The sequence below is a fragment of the Gemmiger formicilis genome (assembly GCF_016900095.1).
In the GTDB taxonomy this organism is placed as follows: domain Bacteria; phylum Bacillota; class Clostridia; order Oscillospirales; family Ruminococcaceae; genus Gemmiger; species Gemmiger formicilis_A.
This window is the reverse complement of record NZ_JACJJP010000023.1, coordinates 1-20,160: the sequence shown is the minus strand read 5'-3', so window position 1 is coordinate 20,160 and position 20,160 is coordinate 1. Positions and strand designations below refer to the sequence as shown.

Here is a 20,160-nt window from a genome sequence, read left to right as displayed (position 1 = left end):
GTTTTATGCAGGAAGAAGTAAACCAAAAAACAGTTGCCCTTTCGATCAAGACGGCAAAGCTGACGGGAAAAGTGCTGGCCGCCGCTCTTGGCAAGGTGGTTCGGGCGCTGCAAAAGCACCACCGGAAGGCGCTGACCCCGCAGGGCCGCCAGAGCGTGAAAAAGCTGATGAACCACTACGGCGGTAAAAACGCCATGCAGTATGTGGGCGCGCCAAAGGATTTTGACCGGATAGCGAAGGAGTTCCATGTGGACTACGCTTTCCATAAAGTGAGCCCCGGCCATTATCTGCTGTTCTTCAAAGCCAATCAGGCGGACGCCATCACGGCGGCCTTCCAGAAATACAGTACAAAGGTGCTGAACAAAGACCAGGACAAGGCTTCTATCCTCGGCCAGCTCCGCAAGCTCACAGAGCAGATCAGGACAAAGCCGAAGGAGAAGCAGCGGACCAGAGAGGCGGTGAAGGACAGACGTTGAGTGACAAGATCAGAAAATATGTGCTCCCCAACCTGCCGTACCTCTTTGTGTTCTGGTTTTTCTCCAAAATCGGGACGGCCTACCGTATCGCGTCCGGTGCCGACTTCGGGACAAAGCTCATGGGGATGCTCGACACCTTCCCCAAAGCCTTTGAAACCTACTGGCCGGGACTGGGCGGCATTGACCTGCTGGTGGGCCTCGCCGGTGCGGCTGGGGTGTATCTGCTGATACAGTCCAAAATCAAGCAGGCAAAGAAATTCCGGCGGGATGCGGAGTACGGCACCGCCCGCTGGGGAACAAAGGAGGATATAAAGCCGTTTGTAGACCCCAAATTTCAGAACAATGTCATTCTGACCGGGACGGAGTTCCTTACCATGAACACACGCCCGAAGATACCCGCCAACGCCCGCAACCTGAACGCCTGCGTTATCGGCTCGTCCGGTTCGGGCAAAACAAGGTTCTGGCTGACCCCGCAGCTCCTTCAAGCCCATTCCTCGTATGTGGTGGTGGACCCGAAGGGCGGCACCCTCGACCAATGCGGACGGTTCCTGCAACGGGAGAAATATAAGGTGCGGGTGTTCAATAGTATCGACTTCTCCAAATCCATGCACTACAATCCGCTGGCCTACATCAAAACGGAAAGCGACGTGCTGAAATTCGTTACCGCCCTGATTGCCAACACCAAAGGCGACGGCAAGGAGGGCGACGAGTTCTGGACTAAAGCCGAAACCCTTTTGTACTGCGCCCTTGTGGCCTACATCGTATTTGAGGGGCCGGAGGAAGAACGCAACATGAATACGCTGGTGGAAATGATAAACAGCATGGAAGTCCGGGAGGATGATGAAACCTTCAAAAACGCGGTGGACTATATGTTTGACGGGCTGGAGCGCCGGAGTCCCCAGCACTTCGCTGTGAGGCAGTATAAGAAGTACAAGCTGGCAAGCGGCAAGACAGCTAAGAGCATACTGATTAGCTGCGGAGCCAGACTTGCCCCCTTTGACATTCCCCAGCTTCGGGAGATCATGTCCTATGATGAGCTGGAGCTTGACCGGCTGGGGGATGAAAAATCGGCGCTGTTTTTCCTTATCAGCGATACGGACACCACCTATAACTTTCTTGTGGCACTCGCTTTCTCGCAGATGTTCAACCTTCTGTGTGAACGGGCCGACAACACCTATGGCGGACGCCTGCCCCATCATGTACGGGTGCTGTGGGACGAGGCGGCCAACACGGGACAGGTGCCGGGGCTGGAAAAAATCGTTGCCGTTATCCGTTCCCGGGAGATCAGCCTGACGCTCTTTTATCAGGCCATGAGCCAATGCAAGGCGCTGTACAAGGACCATTCCGAAACCATCATGGGAAACATGGACAGTATCGTGTTCCTCGGAGGCCGGGAGGCTTCCACCCTAAAGGATATTTCGGAAAACTGGCTGGGCAAGGCCACTATCTCCATGCAGACCGAAGGCCGCAGCCGGGGTCAGTCCGAGAGTTACAGCCAGAATATGCAGCGGCTTGGCCGGGAGCTGATGACGACCAGCGAGATCACCACCATGCCGGGAGACAAGTGCATCTTGCAGCTTCGAGGGCTTCCGCCCTTCTTTTCTCCCAAATACGATTTGAAAAAGCACCCCAACTACAAGTACACAGCCGAGTTTGACAAAAAGAAAAACGCCTTCCACTTGGAAAGCCTGTTCCGCCACCGGCCATTGAGACTAAAGCCGGAGGACGAATACACGGTGTACGAGGTGGACGGCTCCGACACAGACGAAGAAGCTGACCTGTTGAATTTTGACGATCTGGACAGCGACGAGTTTGTGTAACTTCGGGCCATGATGGCCCGAAGCGCCGCCAATGTGGGCGGCTTTTTTTGTACCCAAAACCAACAAACAAAATGGAGGAACGTATATGGAATTTTTCAACTCTGCTATCGACATTCTCAAGATTCTGGTCATGGCTCTGGGCGCTGGTCTGGCGGTGTGGGGCGTCATCAACCTGCTGGAAGGTTACGGGTCCGACAACCCCGCGGCAAAGAGCCAGGGCATTAAGCAGCTCATGGCGGGCGGCGGTGTCGTCCTGATCGGTATGCAGCTTATCCCTCTGCTGTCCGGCCTGTTCAGCTAACCCTTACCCGTTGTCCCTTTTTCCAGAAAAGGAGCTGATGTATGGACTTTATCATCGACGCAATCGTTGAATGGCTCAAAGGTTTGCTTGTCGATGGTATCATGGGAAATCTGGATGGCCTTTTCAATAACGTCAATCAGAGCGTTGGCGAGATCGCCACACAGGTAGGCACGACCCCGGCGGACTGGAACGCCGGGGTCTTTTCCATGATACGGCAAATCTCTGAAACCGCCATTCTGCCAATCGCCGGGGTCATCCTCACTTTTGTAATGACCTATGAGCTGATACAAATGCTCATTGACCGCAACAACCTCCATGACGTTGACACATGGATGTTTTTCAAGTGGGTGTTCAAAACCTTTGTGGCGGTAATGATCCTGACGAATACCTTCAATATCGTGCTGGCCGTCTTTGACGTGAGCCAGCACGTCATCCAGCAATCGGCGGGCATTATCCAGAACGGGACAGAGATCACAACGGATGTAATGGACAGTCTGCGGACCGAGCTGGAGGAAATGGAGTTAGGCCCCCTGTTTGGCCTCTGGCTCCAGTCATTCCTGATTCAACTTACCATGATTGCCTTAAACATCGTGATCTTCGTTATCGTATATGGCCGTATGATTGAAATTTACTTACTCACAAGTTTGGCACCCATCCCGTTTGCCACCGTCCCCAACCGGGAAACCGGACACATGGGGCAGAACTATTTCCGTTCCCTCTTTGCGGTAGGCTTTCAAGGCTTGCTGATTTTGGTCTGTGTCGCCATTTATGCGGTGCTTATCCAGAGTATCGCCACCGACGGCGACCCCATCGGGGCGATCTGGGGCTGTGTGGGCTATACGGTGCTGCTGTGTTTTACCCTGTTCAAAACGGGCAGCCTTGCAAAATCCATCTTCGGCTGCCACTAAGAGACTTCGGGCCATGTTGGCCCGAAGCGGAAAGGAGGCGGTATGCCCCGGCGCTACAAACAGGGCGCGGACGGACAGCCGCACCCGGCTTTCTACGGAAAGCTCCCCGAGGAATTTTCTAAAACAGACACCATGCGCTTTATGGTGGAAACCGATCTGAAACTGTCCGGCTGCGTATCGGCGGACACGCTGGCGGCACTCCGGGCGGAAGGCTATGACTACAAGGACGGGAACCTTGTTCCCGCCGGAAAGGAGGAAACCATGCAGGAAAAGGTTGCGGACGCCACCCCCGCCGCACCGTTGAAGCTGGATGTAAGCGTGCGGGTCATCGAACCTGTGAAAAACCTGATGGGCTTTGCCAGCGTGAAATTCAACGACTGCTTTGTGGTGGAAAATCTGAAAATCGTGCAGGGCAGCAAGGGCCTTTTCGTGGGGATGCCCAGCCAGCCGGACGGCAAGGGCGGCTATCGGGATATGGCCTATCCCGTCACGAAGGAGTTCCGGGAACAGCTCAACACCGCTGTTCTGCAAGCCTATGAAGTAAAGCTGGAACAGATGGCGGAGCGCGGCTCTGCCGGGCGTGCGTCCATCAGCGAACAGCTCAAGGCCGGGAAAGCGGCTGCCGAACAGGCAAAAGCGGAACGGCCCCCGAAGGAAAAGCCCAGCCGTGGTGCGGAGCGTTGACCTCGGGCCATGCTGGCCCGAAGCGGAAAGGAGGCGAAACCCATGCCACGCAAACGAACGGGCTATGACGCGGCCTGCTACTATGACGGCAAGCTGCTGGGCCGCTGTACCAAAGCGGACAGCGACGCCTATACCCTGTTGATGAACGCCTGCGGCGGGGACGCCGCCCGTGTCCTGCGGGAATACGCCTACTTTTCCCCGGAGCTGAAGGCCATCTTGGAAAAGGCGGCGCTCATGCAGGCGGACCGAGGCCGGACGGGCGGGATGTTCCATGCGCCCCGGACCTCCCCGTGGGGAGAGGTGCAGAGCTGTGAAGTTCTCTGCCCGGGCGTGTTTTTGGTATCCACCGCCAGCCACGGCGGAACGATGGTTGCAAACGAGGTGGCCGCCGTCCTCTCTCCGGCGGCGAAAAAATGCGGTTTCAAGGATAAGGGCTATATCTGCTATGAGGAGGACGCACAGGAAAGTGTGGTGCTCCGGGAGCTGCTGGACAAAAAGCTCTGGAAGATCCCCGACCGTATCAAGGACAAAGAGCGGTTTGAAGAAAACCTCAATCAGTCCATCCGGCAATACAATCCCGAATACTGGCGGGCAAGGCAGAGCGGACGGGAGGCCGCCGAAGCCGCCCGCAGCACAGCCCCGGCCAAAGAGGCCGCAAGGTAGCTTCGGGCCATGTTGGCCCGAAGCGGTAAAGGAGGTGTAATGAAATGGCCTATGTGCCAGTACCCAAAGACCTGTCCAAAATCAAGACAAAGCTGGCCTTCAATCTCACGAAGCGCCAGCTTATTTGTTTTTCCGGCGCGGCGGCGGTGGGCCTTCCGGCCTACCTGTTTTCCCGTGGCAGTATCGGAAACAGCGCCGCCATGTTCCTGATGATCGGCCTCATGCTCCCGTTCTTCTTTTTCGCTATGTATGAGCGGGACGGCCTGCCGCTGGAAAAGGTGCTGAAAAACATCATCCGCACCCGGTTCCTCTATCCCCGGGTGCGGCCTTACAAAACCGAAAACTTCTATGCGCTGCTTGGCGCCAGAAAGGAGGCGCAGCCGATTGCAAAACAACAGAAGGGCCGGAAAGCCCGCAGGCAAAAAGCCTGACAAGACGGGCCTTCTCGGCCTGTTCACAAAGGGAAAGGACATTCCCACCACCGCCCAGCAAACCCTCCCTTACCGGGAAATGTACCGGGATGGGGTGTGCCGGGTGGAGGACCGCTATTACACCAAAACCATTGAATACGAGGACATCAACTACCAGCTCGCCCAGACCGAAGATCAGGCGGCCATCTTTGACGGATGGAGCGCCTGTCTGAACTACTTTGACAGCTCCTTGCCGTTTCAGCTTTCTTTCCTCAACCACCGGAGCCGCCCGGGCAGCCGGTACAGCGTCAACATCCCCATGCAGGAGGACGACTACAACAGCGTCCGGCGTGAGTATGTGGAAATGCTGGAAAACCAGATCGCCAAAAGCAACAACGGCATTGTCCGCACAAAGCTCCTGACCTTCGGTGTGAACGTGGACGACCTCTCCACCGCAAGGGCCAGGCTGGAGCGTGTGGAGGCGGACATTTGCGGCAACTTCAAAAAGCTGGGCGTCAAGTGCCGCTCCCTCTCGGGGCTGGAACGGCTGGAGCTCCTTCACGGGCAGCTCCACCCCGGCGGCACCGATCCCTTCCGGTTTTCGTGGGATATGATACCCCAGACCGGCCTTTCCACAAAGGACTTTATTGCCCCGGACAGCTTCGACTTCCGTTTCAGCCGCCTGTTCCGGGTGGGGACGACCTGGGGCGCTGCCTCTTATTTGCAGATTTTGGCCTCGGAGCTCTCGGACAAGCTGCTGGCGGAGCTTTTGGAAATGGACGCAGAAATGACGATCACGCTCCATATCCAGACCGTCGATCAGGCCGCCGCCGTGAAATCCATCAAGGCCAAAGTCTCCGACATTGACAAGATGAAGGTGGAGGAACAGAAGAAGGCCGCCCGGGCCGGATATGACATGGACATACTCCCGCCCGACCTTGTGACGTACAGCAATGACGCAAAGACCCTCTTGGAAGATTTGCAGAGTCGGAACGAGCGAATGTTCCTGCTGACCTTCCTTGTGGTGAACATGGCTCCGACCCGTCGGGAGCTGGACAATGACCTGTTCACGGTGTCGGGTATCGTTCAGAAATACAACTGCACCTTGAAACGGCTGGACTTCCAGCAGGAGGACGGTTTTCTTTCCAGCCTGCCGCTGGGCCATAACGGCATTGAGATCAAGCGCGGCATGACCACCAGCTCCACGGCTATTTTCGTTCCCTTTATGACACAGGAGCTCCGCATGGACGGCGAGGCCGTCTATTACGGGCTCAATGCTCTTTCCCATAACGTCATCATGGCAAACCGGAAGAAGCTCAAAAACCCCAACGGTCTGTTCCTTGGCGTGCCGGGCTCCGGCAAATCCTTTGCCGCAAAGCGGGAGCTTGTGAACGTGTTCCTTGCCACCCGTGACCGAATTATCGTGGTGGACCCGATGGGCGAATACTCGCCCCTTATCAAGCGGCTGGGCGGGCAGGTCATCGAGATCGCCCCGGACAGCCCGCACCACATTAACCCGATGGACATTGATTTGAGCTTCGACGAGGAAAACCCGATGGCACTGAAAGCCGACTTTATCCTGTCGTTGATGGAGCTGATCGTTGGCGGCAAGGACGGCTTGCAGCCGGTAGAACGGACCGTCATTGACCGCTGTGTGCGCCAGATGTACCGGGAGCATTTGCAGAACCCGGAGACGGCGAAAATGCCGACCCTCCAAACCCTCTATGACCTGCTCTGTTCCCAGCCCGAGGGCGAGGCGGTACGGCTGGCGACGGCCCTTGAAATCTATGTGTCGGGCTCTCTCAATGTGTTCAACCATGAAACCAATGTGGACCTGAACCGCCGCCTTGTGTGCCTCGACCTGAAAAAGCTGGGGGCCGGGCTTCGGACGATTGCCATGCTCATTATGCAGGACCTTGTCAATTCGCAGGTGTCCATAAATTTCCTGCGCGGTATCGCTACATGGTGTTACTTCGACGAGTTCCATGTGCTGCTCCGTGACCGGCTGACGGCAAGCTACTGTGTGGCGATCTGGAAAATGCTCCGTAAGAAGGGCTGCGTACCCAGCGCCTTAACGCAGAACGTGAAGGACTTCCTTGCCAGCCCGGAGATCGAGAACATCTTTGAGAACTCGGACTTCCTTGTGCTGCTCTCGCAGGCGCAGGGGGACCGCCAGATTTTAGCCAAACAGCTCGGTATCAGCCCCCACCAGCTTTCCTATGTGACCCACACCAATTCCGGCGAAGGGCTGTTGTTCTTCGGGAACACCACCATCCCGTTTGTTGACCGCTTCCCGCAGAATACCGAGCTGTACGCCATTATGACCACCCGCCCGGAGGACAAGAAACAGGAAATGAAGCGGGCGTAACACACTTCGGGCCATGCTGGCCCGAGGTTCGGAAAGGAGGGATACATCATCGGAAAGAAACCGGATAAACGGAATTTTCAAAGGCCGGGGCCGCCGGAGGATACCGGGAGCACTCGCCCCGGACCGGCTGACCGGGAAGGGCCTTCCCCCGCACCGTCCCGACGCCTGCGGTTTGAGGACGAGGATACCGGGCAGACCGGCACTTCGGGCCATGATGGCCCGAAGTCCAAAAGCGGCAAGTTTCAAGAGGACAGCCGGAAAGCCCGCCCTTCTGACCGCATGAGGCAGGAGGATGACAGGGGCGGTCCGCAGGATACCAGCAAGGCGCAGGAGCCGGAGGGCTCCGCCGAGAAAGCCGGGAGCAAAAAGGACAAGTACCAGAAGGCGCAGGCCAAAGCGGAGCGCGCCGGGGAAAAGCTGGGAAAGGCCCGGGAGAAGCTGGATAAGGTCGAGGCGAAACGGGCGGCGCAGAAGCCGCCGGGGCTTGCAAAGAAAGCCGTCCGGGGAGCCCGCACCGAGGCATGGTTTTATCTCCACAACAAAATCCACGAAGTCGAGCATGAAAATGTGGGCGTGGAAGGAGCGCATAAATCCGAGCTGACCGCTGAGGCCGGGACCCGGAAACTGACCCGGTATGCAAAACGGCGCTGGCGGGAACACCCGGCCCGGAAGGTGGCAAAGTGGGAACGGAAGGACATAAAAGCCCGGGCCAATGTGGATTTTCAGAAGATGGCCGCCGAACACCCGGAGCTTGCCAGCAATCCGCTGTCCCGGATACAGCAGAAGTGGAAACTAAAACGCCGGTATTCCAAAGAGGCAAAGGCGGCGGCAAAACAGAGCGCAAAGGCCGCAAAGAAAGCCGCTGCCGCTTCGGGGAATGTGACCCGGCGGGCAGCGCAGTTTGTGACCCGTCATCCCGTGGCGGTTTTGGTTTTGGTGCTGTTGCTGCTGGTCTGCTATATCCTGTCGGCGGTAAGTTCCATCTTTCCCACACTTGGCAGCGGTCTTGCCAATGCGGTGTCCGGCACTTCCTATGCTTCCGAGGACGCCGACCTGCTTGGCGTGGACGAGGACTACACGGCGCTGGAAAACGAACTGGCGCAGACGGTAGCGAACATCGAAAGCACCCATCCCGGCTATGACGAGTACCGCTATTCCGTGGACGAGATCGGTCACAACCCCTATGAGTTGGCGTCCTATCTCTCGGCAAAGTACCATGTTTATTTCCGGGAGCAGGTGCAGGACGAGCTGCGGGAGATCTTCGAGGCGCAGTATGAGCTGACCTTGACGGAGGAAATCGAGATACGCTACCGCACCGAAACCAGCACCGACCCGGAAACCGGAGAAACCACCACCGAGGAAGTCCCCTATGAGTATTACATCCTCAATGTGACCCTCACAAACAAAACGCTGCCTGCCGTAATCCTGCCGAGGCTGGATGAACAGCAGCGGGAAATCTACACCGTCATGCAGCAGCTCAAAGGCAACAAGCCCTATTTGTGGGAAGGGATTTATACCGGCGGCGAGGACACCGGCCCCAGCTATGAGATACCCGGCGAGGCGCTGGATGATCCGGCCTTTGCGGCGCTCATGGCGGAGGCGACAAAGTACATCGGCTGGCCTTATGTGTGGGGCGGCTCCAGCCCGTCCACCTCCTTTGACTGCTCGGGCTTTGTCTGCTGGGTGTACACGGCCAGCGGCGTCCACAACCTGCCCCGTACCACGGCGCAGGGCATTTACAACCAGTGTGCCATCATTTCCCCCTCCGAGGCAAAGCCGGGCGACATTATCTTTTTCACGGGAACCTATGACAGCCCCGGCCCTGTGTCCCATGTGGGGATTTATGTGGGCGACGGGATGATGCTCCATTGTGGTTCTCCCATCCAATACGCAAATATCAATTCAAGCTACTGGCAGACACATTTCTACGCCTTCGGGCGCTTGTGAGCCAGAAGAAAGGAGCCCTTGCATGAACAAGATCGACAAGCTCGATAAGGAGCTGGAAAAGGCCCGGGAGAAGGCCGCCGAGTGGCAGGCCAAAATCCGGGAACTGGAAAAGCAGAAACAGGAGGAAGAAAACAGCCAGATTGTGCAGGCGGTGCGCTCTCTCAAACTGACCCCCGCCGAGCTGATGGCATTTCTGAACGACCCCAAAAACAGCCTTGCCGCTTCGGGCCACAATGGCCCGAAGCCGGAGGCACCCGAGAAGGAGGACACGGCCCATGAAGAAAACTAAATTTCGCAGGCTGGCGGTGATGACTGCCAGCCTTTTGTGTTGCCTGATCTTTACGGTCCCGGCTTACGCCCAGAGCAATGAGCCGCAGCCCGAGGCCACTCCCGCCCCGGTGGAAACCGAGGCGGAGCCGGAAACCCAGAACCCCTTTACCCCGGATGGAACGGGAACGGTGGTGGACAACGCCACCAACGAGGACGGCAAAGAGTTCTACACCATTACCACCGCAGACGAGAGTGTTTTCTATCTGGTGATCGACAAGCAGAAAACCAGCGAAAACGTCTATTTCCTCAACGCTGTAACCGTGGATGACCTTCTGCCTCTTGCCGAACAGGGCGAGGAACCAGCCGAGGAAGTGACCCCCGAACCGGAGCCGGAGCCCACCGAACCCGTGGAGGAAGTGACCGAGCCGGAACCCGAACCCGAGGCCGAAAAAACAGACAGCCCGCTTCTTTCGCTGCTCCTGATCGGGGCGGTGGTGCTGATCGGCGGCGGTGCCGGTTATTACTTCAAGATTTACAAGCCGAAGCACGAAGCGCCGGACCTGGAGGACGACTACTGCGAATATGAGGACGAAGGGCCGGAGGAAATCGCAGAGGAACCCGAGGATGACGATACCCCTCCGTGGGACGAGGACACGGAAGAACAGGAGGCCCGCCAGTGAATTTTACCAACAGCCCCTTTGAGCGAATGATGAAGGAAGTGCCGTGGCCGGGCCGGGGCAGCGATGACCCTTGTACCGGATGCCGCTACTACAAGGAGTGCAAAGGCAGGAAAAAACAGTGTCGGAAGAAATTCCGGGCGCTGATCGTGGAGCCCCGCCCTTCGGGCCATCGTGGCCCGAAGTCCTGAATGGACGCCCGGGAGCTGACCCGTGACGAGAAGAAGAAAATCCGTTCCCTTGTCACGGGGATGTGCGCCAACTATGACCGGGAAACGGGCCTGTGCCTGCCGCTGGACTGTGGCTGCTATATGCTGCACAAATGCTGGACGGGCGCTTACTGCCGGTATTTCCGGGAGGCCGTCTTGCCCCTCGACCCGGAGCTTCTTGCGGCGCTGACCGTTGAAGGCGGCTCCCCGGAGCTTCGGGCCTGTACGGTCTGCGGGCGGGCATTTTTACCCGAAGGCCGTCAAGCCTACTGTTCCGACGCCTGCAAGGCCGAAGGAAACCGCCGGAAAAGCCGGGAACGCATGAGGAAAATGCGGGAGAAAAGGCCGGGCGGCGGTTACGATTTGCCGCCCCGAAAGGCTTGATATTCCGGGCTTTTTTGAGGGCGTTTCCGGGGCGGGAATACTGCAACCCATCCCGCCCCGGTTTACTCCCTCATTTCGTAACATACCACACTTCGGGCCATGTTGGCCCGAGGTTCAGAAAGGAGGTATCTCTTGGAGATCGTACAAGGCTATGCCATTTTGAAAGCCACCACCTTTGACAGCGGACACGGTTTTGCGCTGGGGCATAACCCGGGCGCGCCGAGCCTCTTTGTGACCTGGCAGTTTACCGAAGGCGAAAAGGGCCAGCGGGATTACTACTGGGGCCGCTATGGAAACAGTCTGGAATGGGCGCAGAAGGATTTTGACCGCCGGGTGGACGATTATCAGTACCTTTATCATGCGGCAGTCAAAAATACGGAGCTGGGCCCGGAAGGCGTTTACCGCTACTATTCCACCCAGCGCCCTGTGGACATAGGCACCTACCCGAAGCCATCGGATAACCCGCCGCTTTCCATCGTCAACTACGATGACGACAGGCGGCGCCCTGTGGCAAATGGCAGGCTGATGGCATGGGGTGAACTAACCTATGCAAAGCCGCTGACCGAAAAACAGATGGAGGACTATGAGCTGAAACCCGCACCGGGCAATCCTGACCGGGCGCGCCCATCCATTACCGCCCGGCTCAAGGATGGAGCCAGAGGGCAGGAACCTCCGAAGGAACCCAGCCAGAAGCGGGACCATAAAAACCATGAGGAACGATAAAGGAGGATTGCCATGCACGAAAAAGACAACTATCTGAAAACCGCCGAGCTCTCCACGGAGCAGAACTGCAACATGATCGACGGCGTACCCAACAACACGCCCATCCAGCCTGCGCCCCCGGAGCTGGACGCAAAACCGCTGGATAAAGTGAAGGAGCCCAAAGAGCGCAGAAAGGGCCGGGAGCTGGAACGCTGATGGAGAACCGCAAGCGGAATGTCCATCTTCACGTCATGGTGACGCCGGACGAGCTGGCGGCCATCCATGAGCGGATGGCCGAAGCGGGTATTTCCAATGCCGGGGCTTATGTGCGGAAGATGGCTCTGAACGGGTATATCCTGCACGTTGACCTTGCGCCCATAAAAGAATTGATCTCTCTGCAAAGGCGCTGTTCCAATAATCTCAATCAGGTCGCCGTACACGCGCATACCTACGGCGTGTACCCGGAGGAAATCGACGGATTGAAGCGGGACTATGAAAAGCTGTGGGGCGAGGTGTCAAAGGTGCTGCGGGAGCTCTCCGAGCTGGTGGCAAAGTAAGACGAGGGCGGCAGGCTTCCGTTGTGTGGGGCTTGCCGCCCTGTTCTTTTTTTACCACTTCGGGCCATGTTGACCCGAAGCTCCGGGACAGGATTCACTAATCTTTCGCAACATTTATGTCCCCGGGCAGGCATGATAAAATAGAGATAGAAAGAATAAAGGAGGTTTTGATGATGAAGATACTGCTGAAAATATTAGTCGCGCCCTTCGCTCTGGCGCTGTCCCTTCTGGCGGCTCTGCTGGTGTTTTTGTTTGATATTTGCGCCTTCCTGCTGACGATTGCCTCCGTGATCCTGGCGGTGCTGGGTATCGCCCTCTTTTTCACGCCGACCCCCATCGGCGGGATTGTATTTCTGTTCCTCGCCTTCCTCCTTTCGCCGTATGGGCTGCAAGCGGCGGCTGGTTCTCTGCTTTGGGCGCTGGACGGAGGCAAATCCGCTCTGTATCGGTTTCTGGCAAGTTAAACAGCCTCGGGCCATGTTGGCCCGAAGTCGGGGCGGTCTGGACGGGCCGCCCTTTTTTCATAGAAGGGAGGGATGATTTCTGGCTACCACAACTTTGTTGCAGCGCCATGCGGGCGAAGGCGAAACGATTGCCGAGGCCATCTGGGATTGTCTGGACTATGGTAAAAACCCGGAAAAAACAGAAAGCGGAAAGTATATCTCCGCTTATGAGTGCGACCCTGCCACCGCGGCGGACGAGTTTCTTTTGGCGAAAGCCAGCTATGCCGCCATGACAGGCCGGGAACAGAAAAAGGCCAATGATGTGCTGTGCTATCAAATACGACAGTCCTTTTATCCGGGAGAGATCACCCCGAAGGAGGCAAACCGTATCGGCTATGAGCTGGCTATGCGCTGGACGAAGGGGCGGCACGCTTTTATCGTTACCACGCACACAGACCGCCATCACATCCATTGTCACATCTATTACAACTCCACCACCCTTGACTGTACCCGGAAATTCCGAAATTTTTGGGGCTCCAGCTTCGCCCTCCGTCGGCTTTCCGACAGGCTGTGCCTTGAAAACGGGCTGTCCATCGTGGAGAACCCGAAGCCACGGAGCAAGGGCAAGTATCGGAACTATGGGGAGTGGCAGAAAGAACGGAAAGGGCCGCTTTCGTATCAGGACCGGCTGCGCCTTGCGATTGATACTGCGCTGGCGGAGCGCCCCGCCGATCTGGACGAATTTCTCGGTCTGATGAAGCGGGCTGGATATGAAGTCAAGAAGGTTCGGGGCGGTGGTATCAGCTTCCGGCTGACCGGTCAGGGACAGGAACGCTTTACCCGTCTGCGGGCCTCTACGCTGGGGGACGGCTACGATCTGAAAGATATACTGGCCGCTATTGAGGGCAAAGAAAAACGCCCCGGAAGCCCGGAGCGAAAAATCAGTCTGGCGGTGGATATTCAAGCAAAGCTGGCTGCCGGTAAGGGACCGGGCTACGAGCGGTGGGCGAAGGTGTTCAACATCAAGCAGATGGCCGCCGCCCTTGCCTATATACAGGACAATGGCCTGACTGATTATGAGCAGTTGGCGCAGAAAGCCACCGAAGCAACCGACCATTTTCACGCGCTTTCCGAGCAGATCAAGCAGACGGAGCAGGCCATGAAAACCAATGCTGGACTAAAGACCGCAACGGTTCAGTATGCCAAAACACGCCCGGTCTTTGAGCAGTACAAGGCTGCGAAGTACAGCCGGAAATTCCTTGCGGAGCATGAGGCCGATATTGAACTGTACCGAGCGGCACAGGCGGAAATGCGCCGTCTACTGGGCGGGGCGAAGCTCCCGAAAATGGATGCGTTGAAGGAGGAAGGCCGTAAGCTCACGGCAAAGAAAAAGCGCCTTTATGGAGAGTATCAGAAAGCGCGCCGGGATATGCAGGAGATCGTCACCATCAAGGCAAATATTGATACTCTGCTGGGCTACACCGAGCCGGGCAGAAAGCAGGAAAAGGAGCGTTGAGATTATGAAAACAAGGAGCAAAGCGACGCAAATACTTCGGGCCATGTTGGCCCGAAGATACGGGTTTGGGGCGAGCCCCAACAAGCAGCGTCCGGGCCTTTGTGGCCACGGAGGCATTGCTTGCCATTTAGCGACACCTCCGAAAATGGCGCAAAAAACGGAGGTATGCGCTCTTTTACAAATCCTCCGTTTCTTTGGCCTGCTTCATAGCTTGAATGGTGGCCTCCACGACTTTCAATTCTTTTTCGTCAAGGGCATTGAGCATGGCGTCAATCCGCTTTCTACACTCGCTCCCTTTATTCTTGGACGGATAGAAATATTGATCTACCGATATATCGAACATTGTCACCATCTGATAAAAGGTATTGAAGCTGGGGTGCTGGCCGTCATTCTCGTTATACATGATGGTACGCGGAGCCCGGTCAACAATATAGGCCAGTTGCTCCTGCGTCATTCCAGCGGCCTCCCGCGCCCGCTTGATGGCGAGTCCTATATCGTGAAAATCAAATCGTCGGTTATCTCTCTCAATCTTCATAATATCACCTAATGTAATTTTACATTTCAGGTGATATTATTTGAACGATTGTCTATTTCATACTACTGACTATTTATTTTCACGTTTGGTTTATTACTCGTTTTCGATGCGATTTTCATATTTTTGGTGAACGCCTAACATTATCGTATCAACAGCATTACAGAGCTCATTTCGGACTTTCTGCGGATCAGAAAAGGCATAGCGCACTTGTAAAGTGGTAAAGCCATGAAGAAATCCGGTAAAAAGGTTCAATATTTCATTTGTGCTTTCAGATGGAAAATTGTATGACGAAATTATCGTTGATAAAATCTTAATATAGTTTCCAAATATTTGGGCGGTTTCATCCGTACCATGCCATGTAGCCCACTGAATAGTTTCATATACCCCAGGGTGTTCAATAATAAAATTCAAATATTCAACGCTGACGCCTTTCAATGCAGTATCGCCAGACTTTCCAATGGCTGCCTGTGCCATTTGCTCATTCATGGAGCGCATCCCTTTGTGCGCTACTTCCCGAAGTAGATCGTCAAGACTTTCGATATGATTATAAAGGGATGGTGTTCGTACATTCAATTTTTCTGCAACTACCTTTAGAGATAGGCTATTTAACCCTCGCTCGTCTGCTATTTGTGAAGCCGTTTCTATTACCAACGATTTTGATACACGCATAGTACACCTCTCATTTTTACATTGTCTATTACTATTTTAGCTAATAGAGTTAGTGTGGTCAATAATAAAGTTAGGTTCTTTCCATGTGGCACTTGACAAGCAGCTTGCTATTTTATAAAATACTAATTAGATTAGCATTATAATTAACTACAATAGTTTTTTTTGGCAGAGAGGTTCCTACAATGATTGATGAACATTTGAATATCAAAAACATTCCTGCAATTATATGGGGGGATACATCCTCTAAAGTCTATCTTTATATACACGGTCAAGGAGGATATAAAGAAGAAGCAGAAGCATTTGCGTCTATTGCAAATCGTTATGGATGGCAAGTATTAAGTATTGATCTACCCGAGCATGGCGAAAGAAAAGAGGAACATGATTTATTTAATCCGTGGACTATTGTGCCAGAGCTTCTAACTGTGATGCAATATGTCAAAAACCGCTGGGCAGATATTGCACTATTTGCAAATAGTATTGGTGCATGGTTCAGTATGCTAAGTTTCAAAAATGAAAGTCTGGAAAAGAGTTTATTTGTTTCCCCTGTTCTTGATATGAAATTGCTTATTCAAAAGATGATGTCGTGGGCTAATGTTTCACAAGAAAGACTTAGACACGAGCAAACTATTTCTACATCTTTCGGACAAACGCTTTCGTGGAAATATTGGGAGTATGCAGCAAATAATCAGGTCACTCAATGGAAAGTCCCAACAAAAATTTTATATGCAGGAAAAGACCATCTTACAGATCGTGATACCGTAGAGGCATTTGCAAAAACTTATCATTGCGAATTAACAATATGGGAGCCGGGGGAACACTGGTTCCATACCCAACCGCAATTAGATATTTTATATAGCTGGATTGATAATAACATTCAGTCCGGCAAAGTACAAACCAAATTCAAGGAAGTAAAAATAGAACGATAATTTTTACTCATAGCTAATAAATGGACAGAATAGCCGCCCAACGGGATAATAAAAAAACCGTTGTTTCGGCGGCTGGGTATTCATGCGCCAAAACAAAATACAGTAGCCTTACGGCGGTTTTGAAATAACAAATTTCAAGCCGTCGTTTTCTTTTCAAAAAATGAGATTGCGGGGGGTGTGTTAAAGTCGCCCTTTTTTAAGGATACGGCGGTGTCCGGGAGGTATCGCTGTGTCCTTTTTCTTTTTCCATCCCCCTAACCTGTCAAAAAAAGCTCGTTCCCCGAACAGGACCAGTCCGGCGGCGGATGTGCAGTTTGGCAGTACATAAATGAATATATAATTTCGTGCGCTTGCGTGGCCTTATGCCGCGCAGGCGCTTTTGCGTTCTCTTGGGATAACTTCGGGCCATGTTGGCCCGAGGTCATGCCCCGGTGTCGCTCACCACCGCCTCCGTTTCGGCTACCCGTCAACCCGAACACCCGAAACGGAGGTATTTATGAAAGTTATCAATCTGCGGGATATTTACCCTCATTATACACAGGATTGTTTTGTTGAAGTAACTGACGAAGTGGCCGATCTGTTTTCCGAGTTCGACCGCAAAGAGGCGGCTTACCGTCTACGTACATACCGGCACAAGGCATACTACTCCCTCGACCGGAATGACGGCATTGAGCATGAGGCTCTTTTCGTCGCTCTTTCTCCGCATGAGCTGTATGAGCGCAAAGTGACTATGCAGGAACTCCATGCCGCCATTTCCCGTCTGCCGGATAAGCAGGCGAAACGTATTTACGCCCATTTCATTCTCGGCATGACTAAAAAGGATATTGCCCGGGCAGAAGGCGTCCATGAAAAAGTCGTGCGGGTCGCCATTGAGCGCGGTCTGAGGAGCCTGGAAAAAATTTTGAAAAAAATTCTGTAAGGCGTACCGATTTAGACCAAAAAATGAAATGGTATATGAGAGGCAGTCAAAGCCCCGGGCCACATTGGCCCGAAGTTCGGACAAGCCTTACGTAGCTTGAAAACTGAATAAAAAGATACCCGGATACGAAGGGTGCTTGTGTCCAGTGACAGGCCCGCCATGATCTCTATTGTCAGAGGATAGAGGGAGCGATAAGGCCCATGCCGCAGGCGGGCCTTGGCGGGTCCGCCGGATAAAACACAAAATCCCGGATACTTGCGATTAGTCACAATCCGAGCGTGCAGCGGTGTTGCGAACCGTGAGCCGTCGCAGGTAATGAGATCGCCTTGCCATCAGAATGGGGAGAGCTGAAATGCTATGGGGCGGAACGCCAGCCGTCCGTCCGGTCTATCTGAAAAGCACTTTTGACCTGTGGGGCCTCGCCGCTATTCTGTCTGATGATAGAGCGACCTTTCCGGCGGGGCCCCATACTTTTATGAACAGGAGAACCTTATGAAGAAAACTTATCCGTCCATTCCGGGATTGGAACCGGACGCATGGAGCAACGACGCCTGCCGTGGTTATGTGATTATGGCAATGCAGGACTGTGGCTTCTCCCATGAGGATATTCGCCGTGTGGTACGGCAGCTTCACGAAGCCTTTGACATCCATACCATCAACGAGGCCGAGCAGAAATATTATCATGGCGACTATTGACCTCGGGCCATGTTGGCCCGAAGCCGGGGAAAGCTCAAAGAGCGGCACCTTCCGGGGTGCCGTTTTTTGACGTTTCCCCATTCGGACAAGAGGGAGACTGGTCGGCATTAACCTATACTGGAAAAGGGAGGTTTTCAATGGTTCAAGCTGTTACATACCAAAGCGACAAGCAATCTGTTTATTTTCAAGGCAAACTCATTGTGCTGGAAAACCTGACGCCGGTACTCTCCCCGGAGGAAAAGAAGAAGCGAAAAAGAGAAATCGAAAATAACCTGTACGATATATTCAGCAAGTACGGGGACAGGTTTCACTAATCAATCGCAACATTGTTGTCCGGGGCTGCTAATGGTATAATATAGTTGTAAGGTTGGTAGCTCCATTCCATACGGAAAGGAGCCCAATATGGACATTATCAGAGAAGATTGTATTTACGCAAGGCAGTCAGTAGACCGCAAGGACAGTATCAGCATTGAAAGCCAGATTGACTTTTGCAAGTACGAACTGAAAGGCGGAAGCTGTAAGGTATTCAAGGATAAAGGCTATTCCGGGAAAAATACAGACAGACCGGAGTTTCAAAAGCTGCTGGGAGAAATCCGAAAGGGCAAGGTTCGGCGGGTAATCGTCTATAAGCTGGACCGGATCAGCCGCTCCATTCTGGATTTTGCGAACATGATGGAGCTGTTTCAAGAGTACGATGTAGAGTTTGTTTCCTCCACCGAGAAATTCGACACCTCGACCCCGATGGGCCGGGCCATGCTGAATATATGTATCGTATTCGCACAGCTTGAACGTGAGACAATCCAGAAGCGCGTGACGGACGCCTACTATTCCCGGTGCCTGAAAGGCTTTCACATGAGTGGGCAGGCCCCATACGGTTATCAGTTGGAACCGACAGTGGTTGAAGGTATCCGTACAAAGAAGATGGTGGCAGACCCCGAAACCGCTCAATATGTGAAGCTGATGTTTGAGATGTATTCCGAACCGGAAACGTCCTTCGGGGATATTACCCGTTACTTTGAAGAACAGAATATCAAAGTTTACGGAAAATCCCTGTTCCGTACTTTCCTCTCCCAGCTTTTGAGAAATCCGGTCTATGCACAGGCAGACTTGGAACTCTATGAGTTTTTCAAGAGCCAGGGGGCGGCCATTGTCAATGACGCTTCTGATTTTGCCGGAACCAACGGCTGCTATCTCTATCAGGGCCGGGATGTAAAGGAGGATAAGGACAGATGCCTGAAAGATCAGATACTTGTGATTGCCCCACATGAAGCACTCATACCATCTGATGTTTGGCTGAAATGCCGGAAAAAGCTAATGACGAATAAGACCTTTCAGCAAGGCCGCAAACCGAAAAATACATGGCTTGCCGGAAAAGTCAAATGCGGACATTGCGGATATGCGCTAAAGGCCACGCACAATCCTAAAAGCGTTGAATATTTCCGTTGCACGAAACGTATTCAAACAAAAGGCTGTCCGGGATGTGGGAAAATCCGAAAGACTGAATTTGAGGAATTTATCTTCAATGCCATGCGGGCGAGATTTAAGAATTTTCAAGTCCGCCATGACAGAGAGGAAAAGGTAAATCCGAAACTGACCGCCCATCAGATCGAGCTTGCACAGGTCGAGGCTGAAATTGAAAAACTGCTTGATACACTGACCGGAGCCAATGCGACACTGCTTGCTTATGCCAACAAAAAAATTGAAGAACTGGACACTCGCCGCCAGACCATTTCAAAGGCGATTGCAGAATTGTCCGTTGAAACAATGTCACCCCAGAAGGAACAGGAGCTTTCCTATTATCTTGACCACTGGGACAGCATTGAGTTTGACGACAAAAGAAAAGCCGCTGACGGCCTGATTATTTCAATCAGCGCAACCAGCGACCACGTTCAAGTAGAGTGGAAAATCTGAACACTCTTGATTTTGCCACTCTACTTACTTTCAAATCTAAAATTTCTTTTTAATCTTGTTTGTACCCCTTGTACACCGATGCTTATCACATAGCAAGTACAGATGCAAATATCATATCGTATTTGCGCCGAAGTACCGTCGCCAAATCATTTACAAAAAGATCAAAGCG

26 protein-coding genes are annotated in these 20,160 nt (G+C 53.7%); 24 read left to right on the top strand and 2 right to left on the bottom strand.

All coding sequences use genetic code 11. The features are described 5' to 3' along the window. Nucleotides 1-5 precede the first annotated feature (5 nt). From H6B15_RS10965 to H6B15_RS10880, 18 genes are all read left to right on the top strand, one after another. Complete coding sequence (locus H6B15_RS10965) at nt 6-476, top strand: PcfB family protein (RefSeq protein ID WP_087214635.1); 471 nt, start codon at nt 6-8, stop codon at nt 474-476. After that, nucleotides 473-2,296, top strand: coding sequence for a VirD4-like conjugal transfer protein, CD1115 family (locus tag H6B15_RS10960; RefSeq protein ID WP_087214637.1), 1,824 nt, complete (start codon nt 473-475; stop codon nt 2,294-2,296). The genes H6B15_RS10965 and H6B15_RS10960 overlap by 4 nt, the downstream gene beginning before the upstream one ends. Nucleotides 2,297-2,381: 85 nt before the next feature. After that, a complete protein-coding gene (locus tag H6B15_RS10955) occupies nt 2,382-2,597 on the top strand; it encodes a Maff2 family mobile element protein (RefSeq protein ID WP_021419859.1) in 216 nt (71 codons plus the stop codon). Nucleotides 2,598-2,638: 41 nt separating this feature from the next. Next, on the top strand, nt 2,639-3,505 hold the full coding sequence (locus tag H6B15_RS10950; protein ID WP_204648012.1) for a VirB6/TrbL-like conjugal transfer protein, CD1112 family: 867 nt from the start codon (nt 2,639-2,641) through the stop codon (nt 3,503-3,505). A 42-nt stretch (nt 3,506-3,547) separates the two neighbouring features. Continuing rightward, nucleotides 3,548-4,189, top strand: a complete 642-nt coding sequence (locus H6B15_RS10945; protein WP_158096794.1) for a septation protein SpoVG family protein — start codon at nt 3,548-3,550, stop codon at nt 4,187-4,189. A 42-nt stretch (nt 4,190-4,231) separates the two neighbouring features. Next, nucleotides 4,232-4,852, top strand: a complete 621-nt coding sequence (locus H6B15_RS10940; RefSeq protein ID WP_430661842.1) for a DUF7007 domain-containing protein — start codon at nt 4,232-4,234, stop codon at nt 4,850-4,852. A gap of 44 nt (nt 4,853-4,896) precedes the next feature. Continuing rightward, entirely contained in the window at nt 4,897-5,283 is a 387-nt protein-coding gene (locus tag H6B15_RS10935; protein ID WP_021419855.1) for a PrgI family protein, read from the top strand. Then, on the top strand, nt 5,201-7,630 hold the full coding sequence (locus H6B15_RS10930; RefSeq protein WP_430661841.1) for a VirB4-like conjugal transfer ATPase, CD1110 family: 2,430 nt from the start codon (nt 5,201-5,203) through the stop codon (nt 7,628-7,630). Before H6B15_RS10935 ends, H6B15_RS10930 begins: the two co-directional genes overlap by 83 nt. 279 nt (nt 7,631-7,909) lie before the next feature. Next, complete coding sequence (locus tag H6B15_RS10925) at nt 7,910-9,577, top strand: C40 family peptidase (RefSeq protein WP_204648011.1); 1,668 nt, start codon at nt 7,910-7,912, stop codon at nt 9,575-9,577. 22 nt (nt 9,578-9,599) lie between these two features. Beyond that, nucleotides 9,600-9,866: a DUF4315 family protein gene (locus H6B15_RS10920; RefSeq protein WP_006574806.1), complete on the top strand. Its 267-nt coding sequence runs from the start codon at nt 9,600-9,602 to the stop codon at nt 9,864-9,866. Next, the gene (locus tag H6B15_RS10915) at nt 9,853-10,527 is read left to right on the top strand and encodes a DUF4366 domain-containing protein (protein ID WP_204648010.1); all 675 of its coding nucleotides are present in this window, start codon (nt 9,853-9,855) and stop codon (nt 10,525-10,527) included. The genes H6B15_RS10920 and H6B15_RS10915 overlap by 14 nt, the downstream gene beginning before the upstream one ends. Next, the gene (locus tag H6B15_RS10910; RefSeq protein WP_036744833.1) at nt 10,524-10,715 is read left to right on the top strand and encodes a hypothetical protein; all 192 of its coding nucleotides are present in this window, start codon (nt 10,524-10,526) and stop codon (nt 10,713-10,715) included. Before H6B15_RS10915 ends, H6B15_RS10910 begins: the two co-directional genes overlap by 4 nt. After that, nucleotides 10,716-11,117 carry a cysteine-rich VLP protein gene (locus tag H6B15_RS10905; RefSeq protein WP_102268374.1) on the top strand — a complete coding sequence of 134 codons (402 nt, stop codon included), beginning with the start codon at nt 10,716-10,718 and terminating at the stop codon, nt 11,115-11,117. Between the two features lie 99 nt (nt 11,118-11,216). Beyond that, the gene (locus tag H6B15_RS10900; protein WP_204648009.1) at nt 11,217-11,840 is read left to right on the top strand and encodes a hypothetical protein; all 624 of its coding nucleotides are present in this window, start codon (nt 11,217-11,219) and stop codon (nt 11,838-11,840) included. A gap of 12 nt (nt 11,841-11,852) precedes the next feature. Beyond that, complete coding sequence (locus tag H6B15_RS10895; protein ID WP_021419846.1) at nt 11,853-12,035, top strand: DUF4316 domain-containing protein; 183 nt, start codon at nt 11,853-11,855, stop codon at nt 12,033-12,035. Continuing rightward, on the top strand, nt 12,035-12,376 hold the full coding sequence (locus H6B15_RS10890; protein WP_021419845.1) for a plasmid mobilization protein: 342 nt from the start codon (nt 12,035-12,037) through the stop codon (nt 12,374-12,376). The genes H6B15_RS10895 and H6B15_RS10890 overlap by 1 nt, the downstream gene beginning before the upstream one ends. 173 nt (nt 12,377-12,549) lie before the next feature. Then, nucleotides 12,550-12,840, top strand: coding sequence for a CD1845 family protein (locus tag H6B15_RS10885; RefSeq protein ID WP_036744856.1), 291 nt, complete (start codon nt 12,550-12,552; stop codon nt 12,838-12,840). 97 nt (nt 12,841-12,937) lie between these two features. Then, nucleotides 12,938-14,335, top strand: a complete 1,398-nt coding sequence (locus H6B15_RS10880) for a relaxase/mobilization nuclease domain-containing protein (RefSeq protein WP_430661843.1) — start codon at nt 12,938-12,940, stop codon at nt 14,333-14,335. 175 nt (nt 14,336-14,510) lie between these two features. On the opposite strand, the gene H6B15_RS10875 is transcribed toward H6B15_RS10880, so the two are convergent. Both H6B15_RS10875 and H6B15_RS10870 read right to left on the bottom strand, forming a co-directional pair. Beyond that, the gene (locus H6B15_RS10875) at nt 14,511-14,870 is read right to left on the bottom strand and encodes a helix-turn-helix transcriptional regulator (protein WP_204648008.1); all 360 of its coding nucleotides are present in this window, start codon (nt 14,868-14,870) and stop codon (nt 14,511-14,513) included. A gap of 93 nt (nt 14,871-14,963) precedes the next feature. Next, a complete protein-coding gene (locus H6B15_RS10870) occupies nt 14,964-15,539 on the bottom strand; it encodes a TetR/AcrR family transcriptional regulator (protein WP_204648007.1) in 576 nt (191 codons plus the stop codon). A 182-nt stretch (nt 15,540-15,721) separates the two neighbouring features. On the opposite strand from H6B15_RS10870, the gene H6B15_RS10865 reads away from it, so the two are divergent. From H6B15_RS10865 to H6B15_RS10840, 6 genes are all read left to right on the top strand, one after another. Next, entirely contained in the window at nt 15,722-16,465 is a 744-nt protein-coding gene (locus H6B15_RS10865) for an alpha/beta hydrolase (protein ID WP_204648006.1), read from the top strand. Between the two features lie 496 nt (nt 16,466-16,961). Beyond that, a complete protein-coding gene (locus tag H6B15_RS10860) occupies nt 16,962-17,384 on the top strand; it encodes an RNA polymerase sigma factor (RefSeq protein ID WP_204648005.1) in 423 nt (140 codons plus the stop codon). Nucleotides 17,385-17,876: 492 nt separating this feature from the next. After that, nucleotides 17,877-18,080, top strand: coding sequence for a hypothetical protein (locus H6B15_RS10855; RefSeq protein ID WP_204648004.1), 204 nt, complete (start codon nt 17,877-17,879; stop codon nt 18,078-18,080). 137 nt (nt 18,081-18,217) lie between these two features. Next, the gene (locus tag H6B15_RS10850; protein WP_204648003.1) at nt 18,218-18,394 is read left to right on the top strand and encodes a hypothetical protein; all 177 of its coding nucleotides are present in this window, start codon (nt 18,218-18,220) and stop codon (nt 18,392-18,394) included. Nucleotides 18,395-18,482: 88 nt separating this feature from the next. Continuing rightward, nucleotides 18,483-19,991 carry a recombinase family protein gene (locus H6B15_RS10845; protein WP_204648002.1) on the top strand — a complete coding sequence of 503 codons (1,509 nt, stop codon included), beginning with the start codon at nt 18,483-18,485 and terminating at the stop codon, nt 19,989-19,991. Between the two features lie 55 nt (nt 19,992-20,046). After that, nucleotides 20,047-20,160, top strand: a 114-nt coding sequence (locus H6B15_RS10840) for a transposase (protein ID WP_204648047.1), incomplete at its 3' end; no start/stop codon positions are given.